The 20,759-nt window shown below is 36.4% G+C and carries 25 protein-coding genes; 17 read left to right on the top strand and 8 right to left on the bottom strand.

What is annotated here, in order from left to right; genetic code table 11:
• Position 1 precedes the first annotated feature (1 nt).
• The 3 genes from ACOZBY_RS01180 to ACOZBY_RS01170 form a co-directional block, all read right to left on the bottom strand.
• Positions 2 to 874 (bottom strand): ABC transporter ATP-binding protein, encoded by an 873-nt coding sequence (locus tag ACOZBY_RS01180; protein WP_012293459.1) that lies wholly within the window; start codon positions 872 to 874, stop codon positions 2 to 4.
• Between the two features lie 159 nt (positions 875 to 1,033).
• Positions 1,034 to 2,053: an ABC transporter permease gene (locus tag ACOZBY_RS01175; protein WP_422761297.1), complete on the bottom strand. Its 1,020-nt coding sequence runs from the start codon at positions 2,051 to 2,053 to the stop codon at positions 1,034 to 1,036.
• Positions 2,050 to 2,778: an ABC transporter ATP-binding protein gene (locus ACOZBY_RS01170; RefSeq protein ID WP_036167564.1), complete on the bottom strand. Its 729-nt coding sequence runs from the start codon at positions 2,776 to 2,778 to the stop codon at positions 2,050 to 2,052. Before ACOZBY_RS01170 ends, ACOZBY_RS01175 begins: the two co-directional genes overlap by 4 nt.
• 117 nt (positions 2,779 to 2,895) lie before the next feature.
• Here ACOZBY_RS01170 and ACOZBY_RS01165 point away from each other — a divergent pair, with 117 nt between their 5' ends.
• Positions 2,896 to 3,492: a TetR/AcrR family transcriptional regulator gene (locus tag ACOZBY_RS01165; protein ID WP_099805086.1), complete on the top strand. Its 597-nt coding sequence runs from the start codon at positions 2,896 to 2,898 to the stop codon at positions 3,490 to 3,492.
• 248 nt (positions 3,493 to 3,740) lie between these two features.
• Here ACOZBY_RS01165 and madM read toward each other — a convergent pair whose 3' ends face one another.
• Positions 3,741 to 4,502: a malonate transporter subunit MadM gene (madM, locus tag ACOZBY_RS01160; RefSeq protein WP_099805087.1), complete on the bottom strand. Its 762-nt coding sequence runs from the start codon at positions 4,500 to 4,502 to the stop codon at positions 3,741 to 3,743.
• On the bottom strand, positions 4,495 to 4,896 hold the full coding sequence (madL, locus tag ACOZBY_RS01155) for a malonate transporter subunit MadL (RefSeq protein WP_099805088.1): 402 nt from the start codon (positions 4,894 to 4,896) through the stop codon (positions 4,495 to 4,497). The genes madM and madL overlap by 8 nt, the downstream gene beginning before the upstream one ends.
• A gap of 222 nt (positions 4,897 to 5,118) precedes the next feature.
• Between madL and ACOZBY_RS01150 the strand changes: the two genes are divergently transcribed.
• The 7 genes from ACOZBY_RS01150 to ACOZBY_RS01120 are packed head-to-tail and all read left to right on the top strand — an operon-like array spanning position 5,119 to position 11,858.
• Positions 5,119 to 5,769: a GntR family transcriptional regulator gene (locus tag ACOZBY_RS01150; RefSeq protein WP_099805089.1), complete on the top strand. Its 651-nt coding sequence runs from the start codon at positions 5,119 to 5,121 to the stop codon at positions 5,767 to 5,769.
• 3 nt (positions 5,770 to 5,772) lie between these two features.
• Entirely contained in the window at positions 5,773 to 6,699 is a 927-nt protein-coding gene (locus ACOZBY_RS01145) for a malonate decarboxylase subunit epsilon (protein ID WP_422761294.1), read from the top strand.
• 27 nt (positions 6,700 to 6,726) lie between these two features.
• Positions 6,727 to 8,385 (top strand): malonate decarboxylase subunit alpha, encoded by a 1,659-nt coding sequence (gene mdcA, locus ACOZBY_RS01140; RefSeq protein ID WP_197149352.1) that lies wholly within the window; start codon positions 6,727 to 6,729, stop codon positions 8,383 to 8,385.
• Positions 8,386 to 8,401: 16 nt separating this feature from the next.
• On the top strand, positions 8,402 to 9,253 hold the full coding sequence (locus ACOZBY_RS01135; RefSeq protein WP_099805092.1) for a triphosphoribosyl-dephospho-CoA synthase: 852 nt from the start codon (positions 8,402 to 8,404) through the stop codon (positions 9,251 to 9,253).
• 19 nt (positions 9,254 to 9,272) lie between these two features.
• A complete protein-coding gene (locus tag ACOZBY_RS01130) occupies positions 9,273 to 9,569 on the top strand; it encodes a malonate decarboxylase subunit delta (RefSeq protein WP_198694646.1) in 297 nt (98 codons plus the stop codon).
• Positions 9,562 to 11,241 carry a biotin-independent malonate decarboxylase subunit beta gene (gene mdcD / locus ACOZBY_RS01125; protein WP_422761291.1) on the top strand — a complete coding sequence of 560 codons (1,680 nt, stop codon included), beginning with the start codon at positions 9,562 to 9,564 and terminating at the stop codon, positions 11,239 to 11,241. The genes ACOZBY_RS01130 and mdcD overlap by 8 nt, the downstream gene beginning before the upstream one ends.
• Positions 11,232 to 11,858 (top strand): malonate decarboxylase holo-ACP synthase, encoded by a 627-nt coding sequence (locus tag ACOZBY_RS01120; RefSeq protein WP_422761289.1) that lies wholly within the window; start codon positions 11,232 to 11,234, stop codon positions 11,856 to 11,858. The genes mdcD and ACOZBY_RS01120 overlap by 10 nt, the downstream gene beginning before the upstream one ends.
• Before the next feature lie 256 nt (positions 11,859 to 12,114).
• Here the strand turns inward: ACOZBY_RS01120 and ACOZBY_RS01115 are convergent, their stop codons facing one another.
• The 3 genes from ACOZBY_RS01115 to ACOZBY_RS01105 all read right to left on the bottom strand — a co-directional run bounded on the left by ACOZBY_RS01115 (position 12,115) and on the right by ACOZBY_RS01105 (position 14,346).
• The gene (locus tag ACOZBY_RS01115; protein ID WP_012293463.1) at positions 12,115 to 13,014 is read right to left on the bottom strand and encodes a hypothetical protein; all 900 of its coding nucleotides are present in this window, start codon (positions 13,012 to 13,014) and stop codon (positions 12,115 to 12,117) included.
• A gap of 358 nt (positions 13,015 to 13,372) precedes the next feature.
• Positions 13,373 to 13,894, bottom strand: a complete 522-nt coding sequence (locus ACOZBY_RS01110; protein ID WP_031419157.1) for an ImmA/IrrE family metallo-endopeptidase — start codon at positions 13,892 to 13,894, stop codon at positions 13,373 to 13,375.
• 95 nt (positions 13,895 to 13,989) lie between these two features.
• Positions 13,990 to 14,346 (bottom strand): helix-turn-helix domain-containing protein, encoded by a 357-nt coding sequence (locus ACOZBY_RS01105; RefSeq protein WP_012293465.1) that lies wholly within the window; start codon positions 14,344 to 14,346, stop codon positions 13,990 to 13,992.
• 160 nt (positions 14,347 to 14,506) lie between these two features.
• On the opposite strand from ACOZBY_RS01105, the gene ACOZBY_RS01100 reads away from it, so the two are divergent.
• The 9 genes from ACOZBY_RS01100 to ACOZBY_RS01060 all read left to right on the top strand — a co-directional run bounded on the left by ACOZBY_RS01100 (position 14,507) and on the right by ACOZBY_RS01060 (position 20,743).
• Complete coding sequence (locus ACOZBY_RS01100; RefSeq protein WP_031419160.1) at positions 14,507 to 14,800, top strand: helix-turn-helix transcriptional regulator; 294 nt, start codon at positions 14,507 to 14,509, stop codon at positions 14,798 to 14,800.
• Positions 14,801 to 15,126: 326 nt separating this feature from the next.
• Positions 15,127 to 16,149 carry a DnaD domain protein gene (locus ACOZBY_RS01095; protein ID WP_422761286.1) on the top strand — a complete coding sequence of 341 codons (1,023 nt, stop codon included), beginning with the start codon at positions 15,127 to 15,129 and terminating at the stop codon, positions 16,147 to 16,149.
• Between the two features lie 191 nt (positions 16,150 to 16,340).
• On the top strand, positions 16,341 to 16,760 hold the full coding sequence (locus tag ACOZBY_RS01090; protein ID WP_230586133.1) for a hypothetical protein: 420 nt from the start codon (positions 16,341 to 16,343) through the stop codon (positions 16,758 to 16,760).
• Between the two features lie 796 nt (positions 16,761 to 17,556).
• A complete protein-coding gene (locus ACOZBY_RS01085) occupies positions 17,557 to 18,015 on the top strand; it encodes a phage tail terminator family protein (protein WP_036167571.1) in 459 nt (152 codons plus the stop codon).
• Positions 17,987 to 18,199 (top strand): hypothetical protein, encoded by a 213-nt coding sequence (locus ACOZBY_RS01080; RefSeq protein WP_230586134.1) that lies wholly within the window; start codon positions 17,987 to 17,989, stop codon positions 18,197 to 18,199. Before ACOZBY_RS01085 ends, ACOZBY_RS01080 begins: the two co-directional genes overlap by 29 nt.
• Before the next feature lies 1 nt (position 18,200).
• Positions 18,201 to 19,523 (top strand): phage tail sheath family protein, encoded by a 1,323-nt coding sequence (locus ACOZBY_RS01075; protein WP_036167574.1) that lies wholly within the window; start codon positions 18,201 to 18,203, stop codon positions 19,521 to 19,523.
• A 15-nt stretch (positions 19,524 to 19,538) separates the two neighbouring features.
• Positions 19,539 to 20,054, top strand: a complete 516-nt coding sequence (locus ACOZBY_RS01070; protein ID WP_012293472.1) for a phage tail tube protein — start codon at positions 19,539 to 19,541, stop codon at positions 20,052 to 20,054.
• A 60-nt stretch (positions 20,055 to 20,114) separates the two neighbouring features.
• Positions 20,115 to 20,549: a phage tail assembly chaperone gene (locus tag ACOZBY_RS01065; RefSeq protein ID WP_012293473.1), complete on the top strand. Its 435-nt coding sequence runs from the start codon at positions 20,115 to 20,117 to the stop codon at positions 20,547 to 20,549.
• A gap of 29 nt (positions 20,550 to 20,578) precedes the next feature.
• A complete protein-coding gene (locus ACOZBY_RS01060) occupies positions 20,579 to 20,743 on the top strand; it encodes a hypothetical protein (protein WP_008174525.1) in 165 nt (54 codons plus the stop codon).
• Positions 20,744 to 20,759: the final 16 nt, after the last annotated feature.

Here is a 20,759-nt window from a genome sequence, read left to right as displayed (position 1 = left end):
ATTAAAAATGAGAAGAAAATTGTTCTTTTTTGTGATGTACATTAGTTAAATATTTAATAGAGGCATTTTTTTGTAGTAGCTTTAGCAATATTTGATCTGAATCCTTTGTCTGTACAATTGCTACTATTTCGAAATGCCCATTCGCTAAAGGTCGTTTTTGTTGGATATCCATCAAAGGTAAAATTTCATCTAGTAATGCTAAACTTGCAATGTCAAATAGTAGTCGATTCACAGGATAGCTAGTCAATTCCTTTGCATGAATAATTTGATTTTTTTGAATAAGCAAAACTGAATCGACAAGGTTTTCGAGTAATTTTGTTTCATGGCAAGTTAGGATGATGCTTAGTCCTTTATCTCTTACTGTAGCCAATATTTGTTCGAAATCATTTTGTGCTTTGGCGTCTAGCCCTGACAATGGCTCATCCATTATTAATAAATCTGTTTCTTCTAGCATGGCTTGCATGATCATTACCTTTTGCCTCATTCCTTTAGAGAAGTGGACGATCCTTGTATTTTGCGACTCTTTTAATTGAAACATATCAAGCAATTCTTCTATCTTTTGCAAAAGATGCCTTTTTGGCATACCTCGAATCCGGCCCATATGATAAAGATATTCTTGTGGTGTAAATAAAATATTTGAAGGGGTGACTTCTGGGACATAGCCGACTTTTAGAGAGGTTTTATGCGCCACAATTTTACCGCTGTCTGGTTTAATAAACGCCGCAATAATTTTGAGTAAAGTGCTTTTTCCAGAACCGTTTTTTCCGACAAGCGCAATAATTTCATTGGCCGCAATCGAAAACGATGCATGATCTAAAATTGTTTTCCCATTGTATTGTTTACAAACGTTTTGTATTTCCAAAATAGTAGCCATCTTCACTCACCTTTATTCTTTGGATAATTATGATTATAAAATTATTATAAAGAAATTTGGTCTTTCACTCCAATAAAATTGGATAATTTTCCTGTATTTAGCTATTAATTTACTCGCAATAAAAAAGTTCTACTAATAAAGCAGAACTTTAATATTTCATTATAACGAACGATATTTTTTAAAACTGATAATATTTAACGTAATAAAAACAATAGCGAAACAAGCAAGTATGCTGAGATTCAGGATAATATCAGGGAAAGTATAACCTTTATACATAACGCCATTCAATGCGTCTGCTGCATAGTAAAGTGGCATGATTCGGCCGATGTTTTGAAGCCATTCAGCCATATTCTCAAGTGGGAAAATGCCCGAAAAAAATACTTGTGGAACAATAATTAATGGTATAAATTGCATCATTTGAAATTCAGAAGCGGCAAAGCTCGATAATAGCGCACCTAATGATAAGGATACAAGAGCGACTACCATATTAATAAGTAAAACAAGCCAGATTGAGCCTACATGGACAATATCAAGTACATATATGCCAAACAACACGATAATAATCGTTTGTAGAAAGGCAAATAGACCATAGCCAATCATATAACCTGCTACAACTTCGGAACGCTTAATGGGTGTTGCGAGTAAACGTTCCAAAGTTCCAGAGGTGCGCTCCTTTAACAGGGCAATGCCAGTAATTAAAAAAACAAAGAAAAAGATAAAGAAACCAATGAGCATGGGACTAAAAATATCAAAAATGGCAGTATCCTCATCACCATACACATAGTCTGTTTTCAAGCTTCCCATTGTTGAGGCTTGAGATGGCTGTAAAATTTGTGCAAGCTGCATGGTTAAAGCCTTTGACTGGGAAGGATCAGCATTTAATAAAGTTAATTTACTACTATTTGGCTCTATTGCTAGCCATCCATCATACTCATTATCCTGAAGTTGTTTTTTTGTAAAATTATCATCTTCAATAATAGAAAAATCCGCATTTTTTAGTTTCTCTATGATGGGCGTGGGGGCATCGGAGACAACTAATGTGATCGTAGCTTCGTTACTATTAAAAATAAAGTACATTAATGACAGTACAAGCAGTGGGGCTAAGAACAATAATGCAAGTGTCCGTTTATCTCGTTTCATTTGTTGGATGATTCTTGTTACCATTGCAGCAATTCTCATAGTCCGTCCCCTCCAGCCAATAAAAATACTTCGTCAAAATCTTTTGCTTGGTAATGTTCCTTTAATGCCTGAGGTGTACCCTGGGCAATAATCCGACCATTTCTCAGCATAGCTAATTGATCACATCTTTCTGCCTCATCCATTGCATGGGTCGTTACTAAAATGGTTTTATGTTTTTGTTCTTTTAAACGAATGAGCTCTTGCCAAATTTCTTTTTTGAGGACAGGATCAATACCTACTGTTGGTTCATCTAAAATCAATAGCTTAGGATCTTGAATAAGGGCAATTGCTAAGGATAATCTTCGTTTCATTCCGCCAGAATAATTCTCCACCTTAAGCTGTAAATCATCGGTTAGACGGACAAGATTGGCAGCATAGGCTACACGCTCCATTCGTTCTGCTCTGGATAAGGGATAGAGCTTAGCGAAGAAATGTAAATTTTCCTCCCCCGTTAAATCTGTATAAAGAGCATCTGATTGTGCCATATAGCCGATATCTTTCAATAATTGTTGATGAGGTACAACCAAATCTAATACTTCAATAGCGCCGTTATCAGGTTTTAGCATACCCATTATCATTTTAATTAACGTTGTTTTTCCACAGCCTGATGGACCAAGCAATCCCATTAATTGCCCCTTAGGGATATTTAAAGATAGGGGGGCAATGACCTGCTTATGATGAAAACTTTTTTCAAGGGCATTGATGGAGATGGCATGGTTTACCATATAAAATTCACTCCTTCACTGAACACAATGTTGATTTGATAAAAATTTTAAGGTAGCATGTGAGCAAATACAATAAACAGTTTGCCAGTATGTGTTAAGTAAATGGAGGGAAGCGCATTGTCCGTACATGACAAGATGAATTTTGAAACAAAACTAGCGATTAAAACGGCATTGATCCAGCAAGTGGAGGAGGTCGGCTTTGAACGTGTGACAGTAAAAAATTTAGCACTAACCGCTCAAATTAATCGAGGCACCTTTTACTTACATTATTCTGATAAATATAAAGTGATGGAGGATTTGCAGCAGGAACTTTTGATGGAATTGGAACGCTATGTGAAGCATGTACAACCAGTGGATGCTTTTCAAACTTTAAAAATGGGACAACTTTATCAACCGTTCATCAAGGTCATTACCTGCATCAAAGATCATGCACCTGCCTTTCGTATGTTATTAGGTGAACAGGGAAGTCCTAGCTTTACACAAAAAATGAAAACCATATTTGGCAATCATATTTTGGACAGATTGTCGGCGGTTCGCGAGGAAGTGAGGGACCCCGAATTTCAGCAATATTTACAAGCCTTTATAGCATCTGCAATTTTAGGAGTCATTCAAGAATGGTTAGAGAAGGGCAATGAGAATTTAACGGTAGAAGAAATGGTCACGTTGCATTTCCGATTATTACGATTTTTAGGCAATGTAGTGGCCAATGCTTAAAACGAGAAAGAGGTATCGCATGATAAAAAATCTATGAATAGATATTGATTCTACCTGCACTTATCTTACAAAATCTTATTCAATAATGATTCGAAAGTGACTACTCTAATGTGTCATATGTATTTGGTGGAAACAAGATGGGATAAGCATGACAGTACAATCTTTCTAGTCAAAAATCAGATAATGCTTGTCGAAGCGCAAGAAATCAAAAGTATTTTAAGTTGATTCTTGCGCTTTTGATATATTTATTAAAAAATCATAGCTGTTAATAAATAAAGAAGAGTAGGTGCAAGTAAGCATCCTAGGCCTGTATAGAAAGTCGCAGTAACTGCCCCATAAGGTACTAGTTTAGGATTTGTTGCGGCTAATCCTCCTGCTACACCCGACGTAGTACCCATTAGCCCACCATATACCATAGCAGTGACAGGGTTATTTAATCCAATAGACTTTGCAACAAAAGGTGTTCCTACCATTACTAGTACAGACTTTACCAAACCTGCAGCAATACTAATGGCCATGACTTCAGAGCTTGCACCTAATGCGGCTCCTGTGACAGGTCCTACAATATATGTAACAGTGCCAGCACCAATAGTTGCAATACTTACCGCATCCCTATAGCCGAAACTAACTGCAAAAATAACGCCAATTACAAAAGATAGTATGACACCAATAAATAAGGAGAGTACGCCTCGAAGTCCTGCTTTTTTTATTTCATCGAAATTGGCGCCAAAAGAGGTAGCAACAATAGCAAAATCTCGGAGCATACTACCGCCTAAGAAGCCAATACCAGCAAGGAAGCTAACATCGGAAAGGCCTTTTGTTCCACCGGTTGAAACCCCACCAATATAAGCTAAAATTAAACCTAGCACGATGGCAATGGCTGAGCCATGAATGAGTCCCTTTGTTAACTTATTTGAAATGAAGTAAGCGACCCACATGGTGAAACCAACAATTACGAATGCAGTAATTAATCCATTATTCGTTAAAATATTTCTAATTATTTCATGCATCCACTTCACCTCCCACTATTTGCTTATCCACTTCTACCATTGGCTCTTGCTTTCCACTTAGTAGGGGAACACAAATCCAACTAATAATTACCACAGCGACCCCTGCAATTATTGCTAATGGACCTCCTGTTAATGCACCTAGCACATTTTGACTTGCAGCCATAGCAATTACGACAGGAATATACATAGCGTTCCAAAAGCTTAAGCCATCCTTAGCAGGTTTGCTAATTTTTCCGGCTTTTACTAACTTATCAACAATAATGATTAATAACAGCATTGCTACTCCAACCCCGCCTACATTTGAATCAATTCCCATTAGAGCTCCAATAAATTCCCCGACAATTGTTCCCACTAAATAACACCCTGCTAAGATAGCAACTCCATAGATTACCATTTTCCCTGCACCCCTTTGTGAAATGATTTGACCTAATATTTAAAATATTCGGTCGACTGTATTCTGAAAATATCATAATTTATCCTCCATAATAAATCAACTAGAAAAATAGTGATAAGTAGAATATTATTGTTTTTTCGATTGAAAACATGAAAGGTATGTAGTATTGTTTTGGTATACAGTCGACTGTACGACTAGATTTTTACATAAGGAAGTGGTTGGATGGAGTACTTTACAGATTTATTGGATAACGCTTTATCGCGGACAGTGGCACAAAAAATTATGGATCAGATTTTAAATGGTGAACTGAAGCCAGGTGATCAAATAGTAGAAAGCTCCTATGCTGAAATGTTTAATACTAGTCGATCTCCTATTCGTGAAGCTATTTATTTACTTTCTACAGAGGGCCTTATTGAGAGAGTACCTCGTAAAGGTGCATTTATTAAAGGTTACACACTTACAGAGGTACAAGATTTGTTAGATATACGAAATAACTTAGAGATATTAGCAGCACAGAGAATTCATGAGCCTCAAAAAAAGAAAACATTACTTAATGAAATGAAAAAAATTGTTAAAGATATGGAAAAGTGTTCCAATCAAATGGAATATACTCATTTAAACTATGCCTTTCACTTTACACTTATTAAATTTAGTGAGAGTACAGTAATTGAAGGTGTCTATAGCAAAATAAGTTTACCATTATTGCGTATACAAGGTATTCATTTTTCTATTAATGACACAATTGAGAAATCACGAAAAGAGCACCGTAAAATTTATGAGCTTTTAAAGGACAATCAACTAGATGAATTGATTTCGATTTTAAGAAAACATACAGAAGATGTAATTTTCAATATTCGTCGACAAATTTTGTAAGGAGTGATAATTTTGCGAAGCGCTTTTTTATTTCCTGGGCAGGGCTCGCAGTTTGAAGGAATGTTAGATTATCTTCCTAAAGAGTGCTACGTGAAAGATATGCTAGAGCAAAGTAGTGATATTTTACAGCAAACAATATCAACATTACACAGCAAAGAAGCACTCTCAAAGACAAAGGCAGTTCAACAGTGTTTATTAATTTCCTCTGTAGCCACTTATAAGCTATTTGAAATGAAAGGGTTAATTCCTTCATTTTTGGCTGGTCATTCGGTTGGTGCTTTTGGAGCTGCCACCGCGGCAGGGACTTTAACTTTTGAAGAAGCATTAAAGCTGGTGACATTGCGGGGAGAATTAATGGAGCAAACATGTAGCGAAGGATTTGGAATGGGTGTTGTTCTAGGAATGAATGAGCAAGATCTTCTAGAAATCACAAATAAGTTTTCACTTGAACATGAACCAGTGTATGTTTCTAATCGAAATACTCCTTATCAAATCACGATATCTGGCTCTTTGAGTGGTCTGGAAAAGGTAATTCATTATGCAAGTGCACATGGGGCTAAGTCCGCTAAATTATTGAATGTTTCGACTCCGTCTCATTGTCCTCTTTTTCAAAATGTTAGCCAACGATTGCTTGATGAACTCAATAAGATTGAACTGAAAAGACCGAAAATTCCGATTGCTAGCAATGTAAATGCACGTTTGTTAAAAACCGCAGAGGCTATTAAACAGGATTTAGCGATAAGTATTTGTCATCCCGTTCGATGGCATGATGCGACAAGTATTTTATATGAAAACGGAACTAGGCTATTCATTGAAATGCCGCCAGGTGACATTTTAACTAAGTTAGCAACAAGTGCATTTCCGGATGCCAGGTCTATATCCATCAGTAAAAATGGAATTGAGGACTGTTTATTTCTATTAAAAAATTAACGTAAAAACGTACAAGGGGTGTATGGCATGGTGTTAATTCATGAAAGTATAACAAGGAAATCTTGGACAACACGATTGGATGCAAAAAAGGAAAAATTAAGTAGTGTGAAAGATTTAGTAGATGGAGTAGTCATACCAACGAATCGTATTGTTGATGCGCTAGAGTGTCTCATTAAGCCCGGTGATCGTGTTGTACTAGAGGGAAATAACCAAAAACAAGCTTCATTTTTATCACAAGCATTAGCGCAGGTCAACCCTTTAAAAGTACATGATTTACACATGATTCTGTCTAGTATTTCTCGTCCAGAGCATCTTGATATTTTTGAAGATGGAATTGCTAAAAAAATAGACTTTTCTTTTGCTGGACCACAAAGCTTAAGAATTGCACAAATGATAGAGGACGGAAAAATAGAATTAGGAGATCTTCATACGTATGTGGAATTGTATGGTCGATTATTTATTGATTTAATTCCTTCCGTTGCATTAGTAGCGGCAGATAAAGCGGATCGGTTTGGTAATCTTTTCACGGGACCTAATACTGAGGAAACGCCCACTTTAGTAGAAGCGGCAGCGTTTCGAGACGGTATTGTCATTGCACAAGTGAATGAAATAGTAGATGAGCTACCTCGTGTTGATATCCCAGGCTCATGGATCGACTTTATCGTCGTTGCAGATAAAGAGTATGAATTAGAACCTTTATTTACCCGTGACCCAAGACATATTACAGATATTCAAATTTTACAAGCAATGATGGTAATCCGCGGAATTTATGAGAAGCATGGTGTGCAATCATTAAATCATGGCATTGGCTTTAATACAGCTGCTATAGAGCTACTATTACCAACATATGGCGAGAAATTAGGATTGAAAGGTAAAATATGTAAAAATTGGGTGCTGAATCCTCATCCTACGCTCATTCCTGCCATTGAATCAGGTTGGGTGGAAAGTGTTCATTGCTTCGGTGGGGAGCTAGGGATGGAGAAATACGTAGAATCAAGGCGAGATGTTTTTTTCACAGGTAGAGATGGCAGTCTACGTTCCAATCGAACATTGGCTCAATTAGCTGGTCAGTATGCGGTCGATTTATTTATTGGGTCAACCTTACAAATGGATGGATTAGGGAACTCTTCAACAGTAACAAAAGGCCGAGTTGCTGGATATGGTGGAGCACCAAATATGGGGCACGATCCGGGAGGGAGACGTCACTCGACAGAGGCTTGGAAAAATATGATAACATCCGAAAATTCTCTTGCAAGAGGGAAGAAGCTAGTTGTACAAGTTGCTGAAACATTTCAGGATGCTAATACACCAGTATTTGTTGAGTCACTAGATGCTATTTCTGTAAAAGATCAAGCAAAATTAGCTGTCGCCCCTGTCATGATTTATGGAGAAGATGTCACACATGTGGTAACAGAGGAAGGTATTGCTTACTTATATAAAACAGATAGCCCAGCAGAAAAACGTGAAATGATTGCTGCCATTGCAGGTGTAACACCTATTGGGATGAAATATAATCCGAAATTATCGAAGCAATTACGAGAAAAGGGATTAATAGCAATGCCAGAGGATTTAGGAATTAGAAGAGCAGACGCTAAACGCTCTTTATTAGCTGCCAAAAATATAGATGAACTTGTGCAATGGTCAGGAGGCTTATATACACCTCCAGCAAAATTTAAAAGTTGGTAATTTACGGGGGTGACCTATGGTTGGGGTTGATAAACAATATTTAGCCAAAACACTAGCTCAAATGGCTGTTTCATCTCTTATTGAAGAAGTCACATTGACTCCTAAACCTGGACTTGTAGATGGATGGGATCAAGGTGCTCATCAAGATTTAACGTTAGAGTTGATGATTGGCTCCGCACAATGTTTACGACATACATTTTATGAAATGGCCATGGCTGCTTTCAATGATGGACCCTCTCAAGCATTACGTGAACAAATTGGGGCAATAGGGCGTAAAGGTGAAAAAATGATGTTTCAATTTACTGGTGGTATAAACACCCATAAGGGAGCTATTTGGTCATTGGGGTTAATTACTGCGGCAGCAGCAATTTATGATGGTATGGCGGATGAAGAATCTATTTGTTTTACTGCTGGAGAAATTGCTCGCTATGAGGATCGATATATACCTAAAAATATGTCGAATGGGATGAAGGTTATTCATAAGTTTGGTGTTAACGGTGCTAGGGTAGAGGCTCAGTTGGCATTCCCACATATTCGACAATATAGCTTACCTGTGTTGGAGGCTTCCATGCGTAAAATGAATTATGAACAGGCTAAGCATTTTTCATTACTTTCACTTATAGCTCATTTAGATGATACATGCCTTCTTCATCGAGGGGGATTAGAAGGATTAAATTATGCAAAAGAACAGGCAAAACAAATATTAGAATCTGCTAATTTATTGGAGCTCGAAAAGATGAACCAAAGTTTTATAGATCGCAATCTATCACCAGGAGGTAGTGCAGATTTATTAGCAGCAACCATCTATCTGTTTAAAATCAAAAAATGGAATAGTTTATTGAAGGAGAAATTACTAGCAACTCATTAAACACAAAAGGGGTGTTTTTATGGAAAAGTTAATTTATTCATTCCCGGCATCTAAAGTGTTAGAGAATCGTGTGCATGTTGGGGTTGTGGGGTCAGGGGATTTAGAGGTTCTAGTAGAACCAACGAATGGTCAAGAAACGGTAGTAGAAATAAGAACAGGAATTACAGGATATAGCGAAACATGGAGGCAAGTCATTGAACGTTTTTTTAGTCAAAATGATGTCTCCGCACATATTACCATCAACGACTTTGGGGCAACTCCAGGTGTCGTGTCTATCCGATTAGCTCAAGCGCTGGAGGTGAGCAAAAATGCTTAAGCCACTAATGACTAGTTTAGTAGAGAGCTATGCAAGAGAGCGTGCCTTTTTAATTTTAGATTCTGGATACGAGATTTTAGGACCTTTTGATCGATTTGAATCGCCTCATTTAACTGCACAAAATATTGTACCTCAATATGATGATGGGATGATTATAGTGAAAGGAAAGCTAGGTGATAAACAAGCAGTTGTTATTGCAATTGAGGGAAGCTTCCAGGGTGGTGGTATTGGTGAAGTGTCAGGTGCAAAGCTAGCTGGAACATTGGAGAAAATTTTATCTGAATGTAAAAATGGACAGCTGATTTATCCAATTATTATTTATGATACAGGTGGTGTCCGATTACAAGAAGCAAACTATGGCCTATTATCAATTGCTGAAATCAGCTCGGCAATTGTAGAGCTTCGCGAACATGTTCCAGTAATCGGAATTATCCCAGGGAAAATTGGATCGTTTGGGGGTATGTCATTAACTGCTGGTTTATGTAGTGCACTTATTATGACACGTGAGGGACGTTTAGGAATGAATGGACCTGAAGTTGTTGAACAAGAGGCAGGAGTCAGGGAGCTAGATGCAAAAAATAAGCAGTTAATTTGGCAGATGATTGGTGGCGAAATACGAAAAGAAACAGGCCTAGCAGATGTAATTGTTGAGGACGATGTGCCAAATTTCCAGCAAGCCATTAAAGACATATGGAACGGGAAAGTAGAATGCAAAAATCGTATCAAAAAATATAATGAGTTTTTAACCTTCTATAAAGCTATAGAAATAGAAGAAAAAATTCTACCTAAACAAGCTATTAGTTTTTTTAAAACATACGACAAAGTAGCTGATAAACCATTATCACAGCCTAAAATAACTGTAGCTAGCCGTGGGCGAAGCTGGTTTAATGCTTTAACGAATACTGCTCCTTCTATAAGTGAAATACCTTCTGTTCTCGTTGCTGATGGTGAAGTACAGGGGAAAAGGGCACGTTTTTTAACAGTTGTACCAAATCCCGATAATCCATACTATCGCGCTCGAAATGGTGAAGTTGGATTACTTGAGGGGTGGGCAATAGCAAAATATATATATGAAGCTATTGAAGAGGATCATGAAGAACAAGACAAGAGATTGATTGTACCAATTGTCGATGTTCCAAGTCAGGCGTTTGGCTATCATGAGGAGCTGTTAGGTATCTATTTAGCGTGTTCAGCAGCCGTGAATGCATACGCTTCAGCTCGCATAGTCGGTCATCCCATCGTAGCGGTGTTAGTTGGTAACGCTATATCTGGTGCATTTTTAGCACATGGTATGCAGGCAAATCGCCTATTAGCGCTAAATGATGAAGGTGTGAATGTACATGTCATGTCAAAAAAATCTGCTGCACTTATTACTCAAAGAACTGTTGAAGAGCTTGATGAATTATCTAAAGATGTCCCTTCCATGGCGTATGATATTCAGTCCTTTTACAAGCTTGGCGCAATACATCAGCTTATTGATGGAACTAATGCAACACAGCCTAATAAGGAAGATATTGAGTTGGTGCTAACAGAGATACAAAATGCTCATGAGGATATTATAGCTAAACCTAGTACGAGTCTAGCTAATCGACTCCATTCTGAAATTGCTACCTCATCTGGACGTCAGGCATCTATTAAAGTACGTGAAATGATTGATAGTCAATGGAAATAAATGTTCACGATATTCTTAAGTTCACAGATATACATCAACTTAATGACCACACAGCAATTCCAGCATGGGTAACACGGTCTATTGAGTCAACCTCTTACGGCGTTGTTCGCAGAGCACCAATTATGAATCAATTAGTACCGATTGGATTACGAGGAAATGCTAGACATGAAAGATTTGGTACGTCAATTAATCAGCAATATATTTTAGACATTACAACACCCTGCTCATTAATAACCCGATTAGATTTTTTTAAGAACAATCGTTTTTATTCATTATTAAAGGAAATTCGTTATAAATTTGATTCTTATAAAATAAAATGGGGGCCAACTGGGAGTGTCGGCTTTGAGCTAGCAACTGGTATTCAGGTAACCACTACAACGAGTGATTTAGATTTACTTATTTGTCTCGAAGTTATCGATGAGAAATTGTTACATGAAATTAGTAATCTTTTAGTAAGCTCACACATTACTATTGATGCTCAAATAGAGATTCCTGGATTAGGAGCTTTTTTATTGAATGATTATGTGGAAAATAAAGAAAGGGGCTTTATTATAAGAACACTATATGGACCACAGCTATGTAAAATAGATGATGAAAGAGTTCATTTATCTCTATAAAAAGTCCGTTAGCAGTCTTGAGGCTGTTAACGGACTTTTTTGCAAGCGAGTAATCATTATTAATAAGTTTTTGCACCGCAGGAAAATACAATGCCCATTTTAGACAAAAAAGCAGTCGCTAACTATATGTATGGAATAGCCATCTAGGTCTCATATAGAATTAGGAGATCAGATTGAGAATAGGTAATTTCCTCGTTAAAAAAGAACATGATTGTGACTTTTTAATTAGTCTCATTCATGTTCTAATAAATTTGGATTATTTTTCATAATATTCGCTCAACGCAACTTCCAAGCGTTCTTCTAAATGCGTTGAAATATAATTTAAAACAAATTGTTCTTTTTCCATGTCAATTTGAGAAGATCTGAACATCCTTTTGAAAAAACTAACTTGGTTGTTCATTGAAAATTGCTGTAATGCTTCCGTACGTAAAGTAGAAACGATTTCATTTTCGATATGACGCTCTCTAATTTTTTGCACAATGTCCTTGACACTATTTTCTTGCAGCTCGGTAATCTGTTGCTGGAGATTTTCATTCTCCTCTTTTAGTTCTGCTGTTTCTTTTTGAATTTCCTCAAACTGAAGAGTAGAATCGGAGGATAATCGTTGAATATTCTCTGCAAGAAATTCCTGATTAATGTTAACTTGTAACGTCCCATGCTTCTCATTCGGCAAAATCTGAAAGAGTCCTGTTTGAATCATTTGCTGTAGGACATTCCCAAGAACATCAATTTTATGAGATAAATCTCCGGAATCCATGGTCGTAGCTGTAATTTGATGCTTTAACAGTTGACCATTATCATCAATACCAAGCAATAATTTTATACCCTTCACACGATATTCATCCTTTAATAATAAAATCATTCTTAGCCTTAATATAGCTGGCAAATCTAAGCGAATATTACCATTTACATTCGGTGTAGCATTGTCAAAAATGTACTGTTCAAACGGTTTCAAATAGTAGCGAAGCATGGCATCTGTAATATCAAACCAGCCAGCGATTTCTGCTATCGTATAGTGATTTGTTTCATCGATGTCTGCCAAATATTCATCATTGTATAGGCTCTCCTCTAAAGGCGTATGCTGTAGCGCAACAAACAATGGGTCATCTTGCACAATTCCAAGTACCATTTCTTTTGCATCATTTACTTTAAGCATCCTTTCACACCCCACTTTATTTTTCCCATAACAAAATGTTTTCTATATAGGTTTCTATTCGATTGGCAGCAATTGTATGCCTAATTTAAGTAGGAAATAATCATTAGAACAATGTACCTTCTAACCTTTTATGACTCTTTTGAAAAAAAAATTCGTCCTAAGTGGAGATGTGTGGGGGATAGAGGAGAGGGGACTATTAAATGGGCCCCCTCCATTTTTAGACTAATATCCAATCATAAAATACTGGTCAAGTTTCCGATGCTTCGGTATACACAATGAAGCAAAGTTAGGCTGGTTTCATTAATGCAAAAAATTTTCCTTCCTAATTGGAAAGTAGCCGTCTATCGAAATAATCATCCTAGATCGTATGATTATTATTTCCATACATTTTTAGAGTGTTAGCATCTAATTCATGTATAAATTTATTGTTTTTATATTGTTCTAATCTTTTATAAGCGAGGTCCCATTCAACATTGAATAGCTCTTGAATTAATTGAATGGCTTTATCCTCATTTCCTGGTAAGGTTATGTTATTTAACATAAATGTTGGTACACATGCTTGTACCATAAAATTATTAGCCTTCCACTCTTGATACTCAATCCATGAATAGGGCATTTTCTCCTGGCTGCCACAATGTAATAAAACATGACAAAGCTCATGGCAAAAATCCTGCCACAGCTGTTTAGGTGATAGGTCTTGATTTAAAAAAATATAAGCTCTTCCACCCAAAAACAAAACTTGACTAGGATTATCCCAGAAATATAGTAAAATACCTAGCCTGCATGCAATTTCATTAACATCTAGCTGATGTGGTAATAAAATTCCTATTTTCGTATAAAGGCTTTCAATAAAATCTTCAGTGTATGTAGTATTTGACATAAAATCATCCCCAAACTCTATGTAATGAAACGTATGTTCTTATTTATTTTATAATAAAACCCCACTTCTAGGAAGAAGGGCTAAAAACATACATCTTATTTCTTTTCATGTTTGATAATTTCCCAAATATCACGTAAACGACGAACGGTTTCTTCATCTGATTTAGGAAGCTCTTTATAAAAAACCTGCAACTCTGGATCGTTCGCAAATGCATGAAAAGCTGCCTCGTCTTTATCAAAAGGTTGTTTTTCATCTGTTTCACATAATATATACGCTACACTTACATCGTATTTTTCTGCTAACTTTTGAACACTTCCTATGGAAATTTCGTTGCGGCCTTGTTCATAATAACCGTACGCACTTTCCGAAATACTTAAGAATTTGGCAACATCTGCTTGCGTTAATTTAGCTTCTTTCCTTAACTCTTTAAGCCTTTGCGATACATTAGACATGACATGATTACACCTCACTTAAATATATAGTTTAATTATACAACAATTTGTTGGGTTTATAGCCAATTAAAAATAAAAAACAACAAAAAATCTAGTTTTTGTTTGACTGACAACTTTTTGTTGGGTATTATTAAGACAACAAAAAGTTGGGGGTGCGATTTTGAAAACAACAAATCGTCGGTTAATACTTATAAAGGCTAGAAAACAAAATAATTGGTCACAGAAAAATGTTGTGGAAAAACTTGATAAATCAATAGGTATTACTATTAGTGAAAGCTATTATGGAATGATTGAGCAAGGAGTACGCACACCTTCTTTAGAAGTAGCATTAGCAATTTCTGAACTATTTGAAATGGAACCATCCCAAATTTTTTTACGTAACAAGACAACTAAATGTTGTGTTTGTAAGGAGACCAAAAGAAAATTTATATATCAATCCATTGCAAGCTTTTAACCATCATAATTTAAACGTTCCAATTGTTGAATGAGTAATAACAAGCCCCGGACTTGTACGGAGTTAGCGCTAACTAATATGACTGAAATAATTATTCTTTAGAATAAGGACCAGTCTCAATTCAATGTAGGTCGTTAGAATAAATATTGTCAATGAATATGGATTTTATGAGAAATAAACTCGGTATCCCTTCAAACGGGGCAGTCTTACTTTTCTAATAAGCTTTTGGACAAGGTGGATCATTTGAGTAATACAAAAACTAAAAAAAGCATTTTATACGAGCTAGACATCAATGAATTACTTATACGAATGAGGGGCGAACGCAAATGGCTAAATTTAGGCATGTACACACAACATTTTGGGATGATGGCTTTGTATTAGATCTTACACCAGAGGAGAAATACTTCTATCTATATTTGATGACAAACGGTAACACAACTCAATGTGGCATTTACGAATTACCATATAGAGTCATAGAAATGCATACCGGCTATAACCGTGAAACTGTACAAAAATTATTACAAAGATTCTTTGAATACGGGAAAATCTCTTACAACGAATTAACAAAGGAAATCATGTTGATTAACTGGGCGAAATACAACTTTATCAATTCTCCTAAAGTCAAAAAATGTATCGAAAAAGAGCTTCTTGCCGTTAAACATATCCCTTTTGTTAGGGGCTATGTTACTTCATTAGAACAGTTAGGATACAGTATCGATACCGTATGTATATGGTTAAATAAGCTGAATGAGCAAAAAGAGTCTAATGATAGTAATAATAAAGATTCGATACCCTATCCATACCCTATCGATAGACCTTCTAAAGACTGTAGGGAAGAAGAAAAACAACAAGAAAAAATAAAAGAAAAAGAAAAAGAAACAGCAGAGTGTGAAGATAGTCAGTCGACAGTCACTAACGAACAATTAATTTTTTTAACTAAATTCTATGATGAAAACATCCAAAAAGCTTCTAGTTATATTTGCGAATGTATAGAACATATGGCATGTGAAAATAATCCAGTCCTTGTTTATGAGGCTATGAAAATTGCGGTGCTACAGCAACCAAACAAACCAATTCAGTATATAGAGCGTATTTTAGTAAACTGGCGAACAGATTTAATAACGAATGATGGGCAACTAAAGGCTAAGGAACAAAGGGAGATAAACAAGAGACAGCAATCCTTCCCTTATTCTTATCAAAAGTCTCTTGGCCGAAGAGAAATAGTGCCAGAATGGTTTGATAAGCGTAATGATAAAGTAGAGCACCTAATACCATCTACTGAATCTAATAACAGCGCGATAGATTTTGAGGCCGAGAGACAAAAAGTTTTAGAAATGCTTGGCAAATAAAAATGTGAGCCATTGCTAATAAATGTAATTTCGTAAGTTTGGTGGTCAAGGATGAACTAGCACTTAAAAACCAAAAGGGGATTTTGAGGATGGGTGGTTGATATTTATTTAGCACAAGGGTAAGTACTTAACGGTTAATGACGGAATGATAGAGCAGAGAGAATTGAAAAGATACATAGGAGGGCAAAGCTATGATAATAGAGAAAATACCACTAAATCGTTACCAACTAGACAAGGCAATTAAAAAGTACAATGACAATATGCGTAAGTACATGAGAATGAAGGAAGAATTAGAATCATTGACAGCTGTGGCTTCTACAACCAAGTATGGCTTTGAGGCAGCAATGCCAAAAGCTATTGGAAGAGCGAGTGACCCAGTTCATGCACATGTTCAGATGAGGGCTTTACGTGAGGAGCGTATAAACAAGATTAAAGATGAGCTACTATTAGTTCAAAATTTAGCTGACAAGGTTACAGGCGACCTTGAACTGGAAGTCCTTTTCTGGTTACTAGAGGGTATGCCATTTCGCTGGATTGGAGCAAATCTGAATATGAGTCATACTAGTGTACAACGTGTGCGTGAAAGAATTTTAGATATGATGCTGAAGTAACCTAAGGGTTACTTCTTTTTTTATAATCCTTTAAATAATTTGCTCAAGAAATCCATTTCGTATCGGTTGTTTAATACTCGTATTCACTGAAGTGCGAGTACAAAGCTTTACTAGACAAAAATACATATTAAAACACAAGGGAATTCTAAAACAAATAGAAGATTCTATACCTCCAAAAGTTCTTGATTAAATCTAAAGGTAGAAGAATTGCTTGGTAAGATTTTTTTAATTGCCAAATGTTCCAAGTGTGACAGATGTTCCAAACGTTCCAAATATATCATTTTAAGTAACTGATAGTGTAAACTTGGAAGTAGGACGACGAGGTAAGGATTTCCCCTTTTGAAATTTATAACATCATAAATTAACAAGAGTGAGACCGTCGACCGATCAATATGTCCCATAAGCTTGGGTGAGGCATAAATAAGCTGTTTTATTTTTTAGAGATTAGTTATCGGATCTCCAGGAATATAACAGGCAAAAGAGGGAGTGGTTTCAGTTGAAAGATTTGTAAAACAAAGCTAAGTGGGCAAGGGTAGTAGCTATAGACATCTCATCAGTTCCATAGGAACAAAACGTATTCTAAGCAATCAATTGCAAAGGAGACTATGCGAAATGGTTCACATTCAAGTAAAAGTAAAATGACGCTTTCCTATTCGGTATAAGGGAAGGCGTTTTTTAGTTGGAGAAGAAAAACCGATTCACAAATCAAGGTTGGATCGATTGGATGAGCTGAAGCTTAAATAATCAAAACACCTGAGCTCATATTTACTAACGAACTTGTTGAAGGAGGCTTTGGATGGAAATTTATGATATTCAAAATGCTTTATCTATTAAGCTTCACGAAGCTTTCGGAGCGGAATATAAAAAATATATAGATGAAGTGCCGCAGGAGTTTCATACGCCTGCTTTTTTAATTCAGTTTTTGAGCTTAGAGCATATCCGACAAATAGGTGGTCGATGGAAAGTAACAGCAAAGTTTAATGTAAAGTACTTCCCTGAAAATGGCATATCTGAGGCGGCTAATATGACTTTGAAGGTTCAACAAGTAATAAAAGAAATAACGCTGTTAAATGGTTCACTACTGCTTGGTACCGGAGCAACTAGCGAAATTATTGAAGGCATTGGCAATAATTTTATTCAATTTAATTTCTTCTTACAAGAAAATGAAGAAAATACTTTTATGGGGTCATTAGATCATTATATGCACAAAGAAGAGGTGGTTTCAGTTGACAAAAGCAATTCAGAAGAAGGTTGAGTTGAAGGAAAGCAAAAACGTAATTATTTCAAAATTACCTGAATTTACAAAAGATCAACTTTTAAAAAGTCAAAAATATTTATATCGCCGTGATGCATTAAACGCATTACTAGATTCAAGTAAAACTTATTCATTCGCTCAAGTGGATGAAATACTAAAGAAATTCGATAAGGGAGGTAATTAATATGGCGTTAGGTGGAGGAGTATTTTTATCACAAAACAAAGTATTACCAGGAAAATATCACAATTTTATTAGCGCTACTCGTGCATTTGTAAATCTAAGCAATCGTGGTTATGTTGGTTTGCCAATTGCACTTGACTGGGGCGTCGATGGTGAAGTATTTGCTGTAACACAAGAGGATTTACGAAAGGATTCACGCAAAATTTTTGGTTATGAATATATGGACTCAAAAATGAAAGGTATCCGTGATGTATTTAAAAATGCGGTCACGGTTTATTTTTACAAACTTGCGGTGGATGCAGAGGCAGCGACAAATGATTTTGCAACAGCTAAGTACAAAGGTGCTCGAGGGAATGATATTACGATTGTCATTCAGGCAAATGTTGATGAGCCATCGAAATTCGATGTTAAAACATTACTTGCTAATGTGTTAGTAGACGAGCAAATGGCAGTAGCGACTGCTACAGACTTAATCGCCAATGATTTTGTCGTGTTTAAACCGAATGCACCTCTAGCTGTTACAGCTGGTACAGCATTAGCTGGAGGATCCAATGGCTTAGCTATTACTGGAGGTGCACATCAAGAGGCACTAGACGCTTTAGAAGCATACGGGTTCAATATTCTAGGCTGCTTGTCCTCCGAAGGTTCAATTAAATCGCTGTATGTTGAATATACAAAGCGTATTCGTGACCAAATCGGTGGTAAATTCCAACTTGTAGGTCATAAACTTGGCAGTACTAACCATGAAGGTATTATTGATGTACAAAACGATACTATCGGACCGGAAGAAGAAGTATTTGGTGCCGTATATTGGGTGTCTGGTGCTCAAGCTGGGGTAGCTGTCAATAAATCAAATACTAATAAAAAATACGAGGGTGAATTTACACTTGATATGTCTGAAACAAAGACACAGTCACATCTCTCAACTTTATTAAAGGCTGGCAAATATTTGTTACATCGTGTTGGTGATGAAATTCGTGTACTTGAAGATGTGAATACCTTTACTTCATTTTCGGATGATAAGAACGAGGACTTCAGCTTGAATCAAGTCATTCGTGTACTTGATCAGCTTGCGATTGATACAGCTCAATTATTTAATACTCGTTATTTAGGTCAGGTGCCAAATGATCAAGATGGTCGCATTTCCTTATGGAATGACATTGGTAGTCATCGAATGGAAATGCAACGTATTCGAGCTATCCAAAATTACAACAAGGATGAACTAACGGTAGCACAAGGTAATTCAAAGAAAGCTGTTGTAGTAAATGAAGTCGTGATTCCTACGGTTGCGATGTCACAACTTTACATTACAACAACAGTAGCATAAAGGGAGGGCAAACAGATGAAATCAAACAAAACATTAATTCCAATGAATTTACAGTATTTTGCGGATGCTACAATGCATGCTCGCAATGCCATTCATGGTGCTCAAGGTCGAGCATACGTGACGGTTGAAGGAAGTCGTTATTTATTTGCTCAATTAATTAATTTAGAAGCTCGTATGGATAAAACTAAAACGCAAGTTCCTATTATGGGGCGTGTAGCTAAAGGTAATAAGGCTACTGGAGCAGAATATACAGGCAGTGCTACATTCCACTTTAATACGTCAATATTCCGTAAGTTATTAAAGCGATACAAAGACACTGGGCAGGATATTTATTTTGATATCCAAGTGACTAACGAAGATGGGTCAGCGTCGGTAGGTCGTCAAACAACGATTCTGGTTGATTGTAATATGGATGGAGGTATCATCGCTGCATTAGATGCAGATGCGGAGTACTTAGAGGATTCTATTGATTTCACCTTCGAGGATTGGGATATGCCAGAAGAATTTACAACATTACAAGAAATGCTATAAAACGAGAGATCATGATGTGGGCTCTTTTAAATATAAATAAAAAGGATATGGTGATTAATTATGTCAAACTTAACTGCATTTTTTGCACACAATAAAAAGCAAAATGAAAACATTAAGCATGCTATTTCAAAGAAATTCGTGGATGAACAAGGGAATCCAATTGAATGGGAGTTCGCGCCAATTTCGCCAGAACGAGACGAGGAATTAAAATCTGAATCTACTAAGCGTTCTATGATTATGCAAGGAAAGCGTAAGGGGCAGTATAATACTGATTTTGATCATTTTAAATACCAACGTTTATTAACTATTGAATCTATTGTATATCCTAATTTAAACGATAAAGAGCTACAGGATTCTTATGGTGTGATGGGGGCTGATGCTTTACTTGGTAAGATGCTGACAATTGGTGAAATTGCAGATGCCTCAGCGGTAGCACAGGAAGTTAATGGGTATCAAGCGGAACTAGAGGATATGGTTGAAGAAATAAAAAACTAATAGACGACGGTGATGGTGAAGCTAATATAATGCATTGGTGGGTGCATAAAATGCGTCGTCTTCCGTCTGAATATGTATCGCTATCCTTGGCGGATAAAGCTTGTATTATAGCGTCTCTACGGATTAAAATCGAGGAAGATAAGAAGCAAGAACGCGAGGCAAAACGAGGGTCTAAAAAAGGTAGAAAGCGTTAATAAGTAGCAAATTAGC

The organism is Lysinibacillus sp. NPDC056220, assembly GCF_049315265.1.
Lineage (GTDB): Bacteria > Bacillota > Bacilli > Bacillales_A > Planococcaceae > Lysinibacillus > Lysinibacillus pinottii.
The sequence above is the reverse complement of the archived record's forward strand: the minus strand, read 5'-3'. Positions and strand labels throughout refer to the sequence as shown.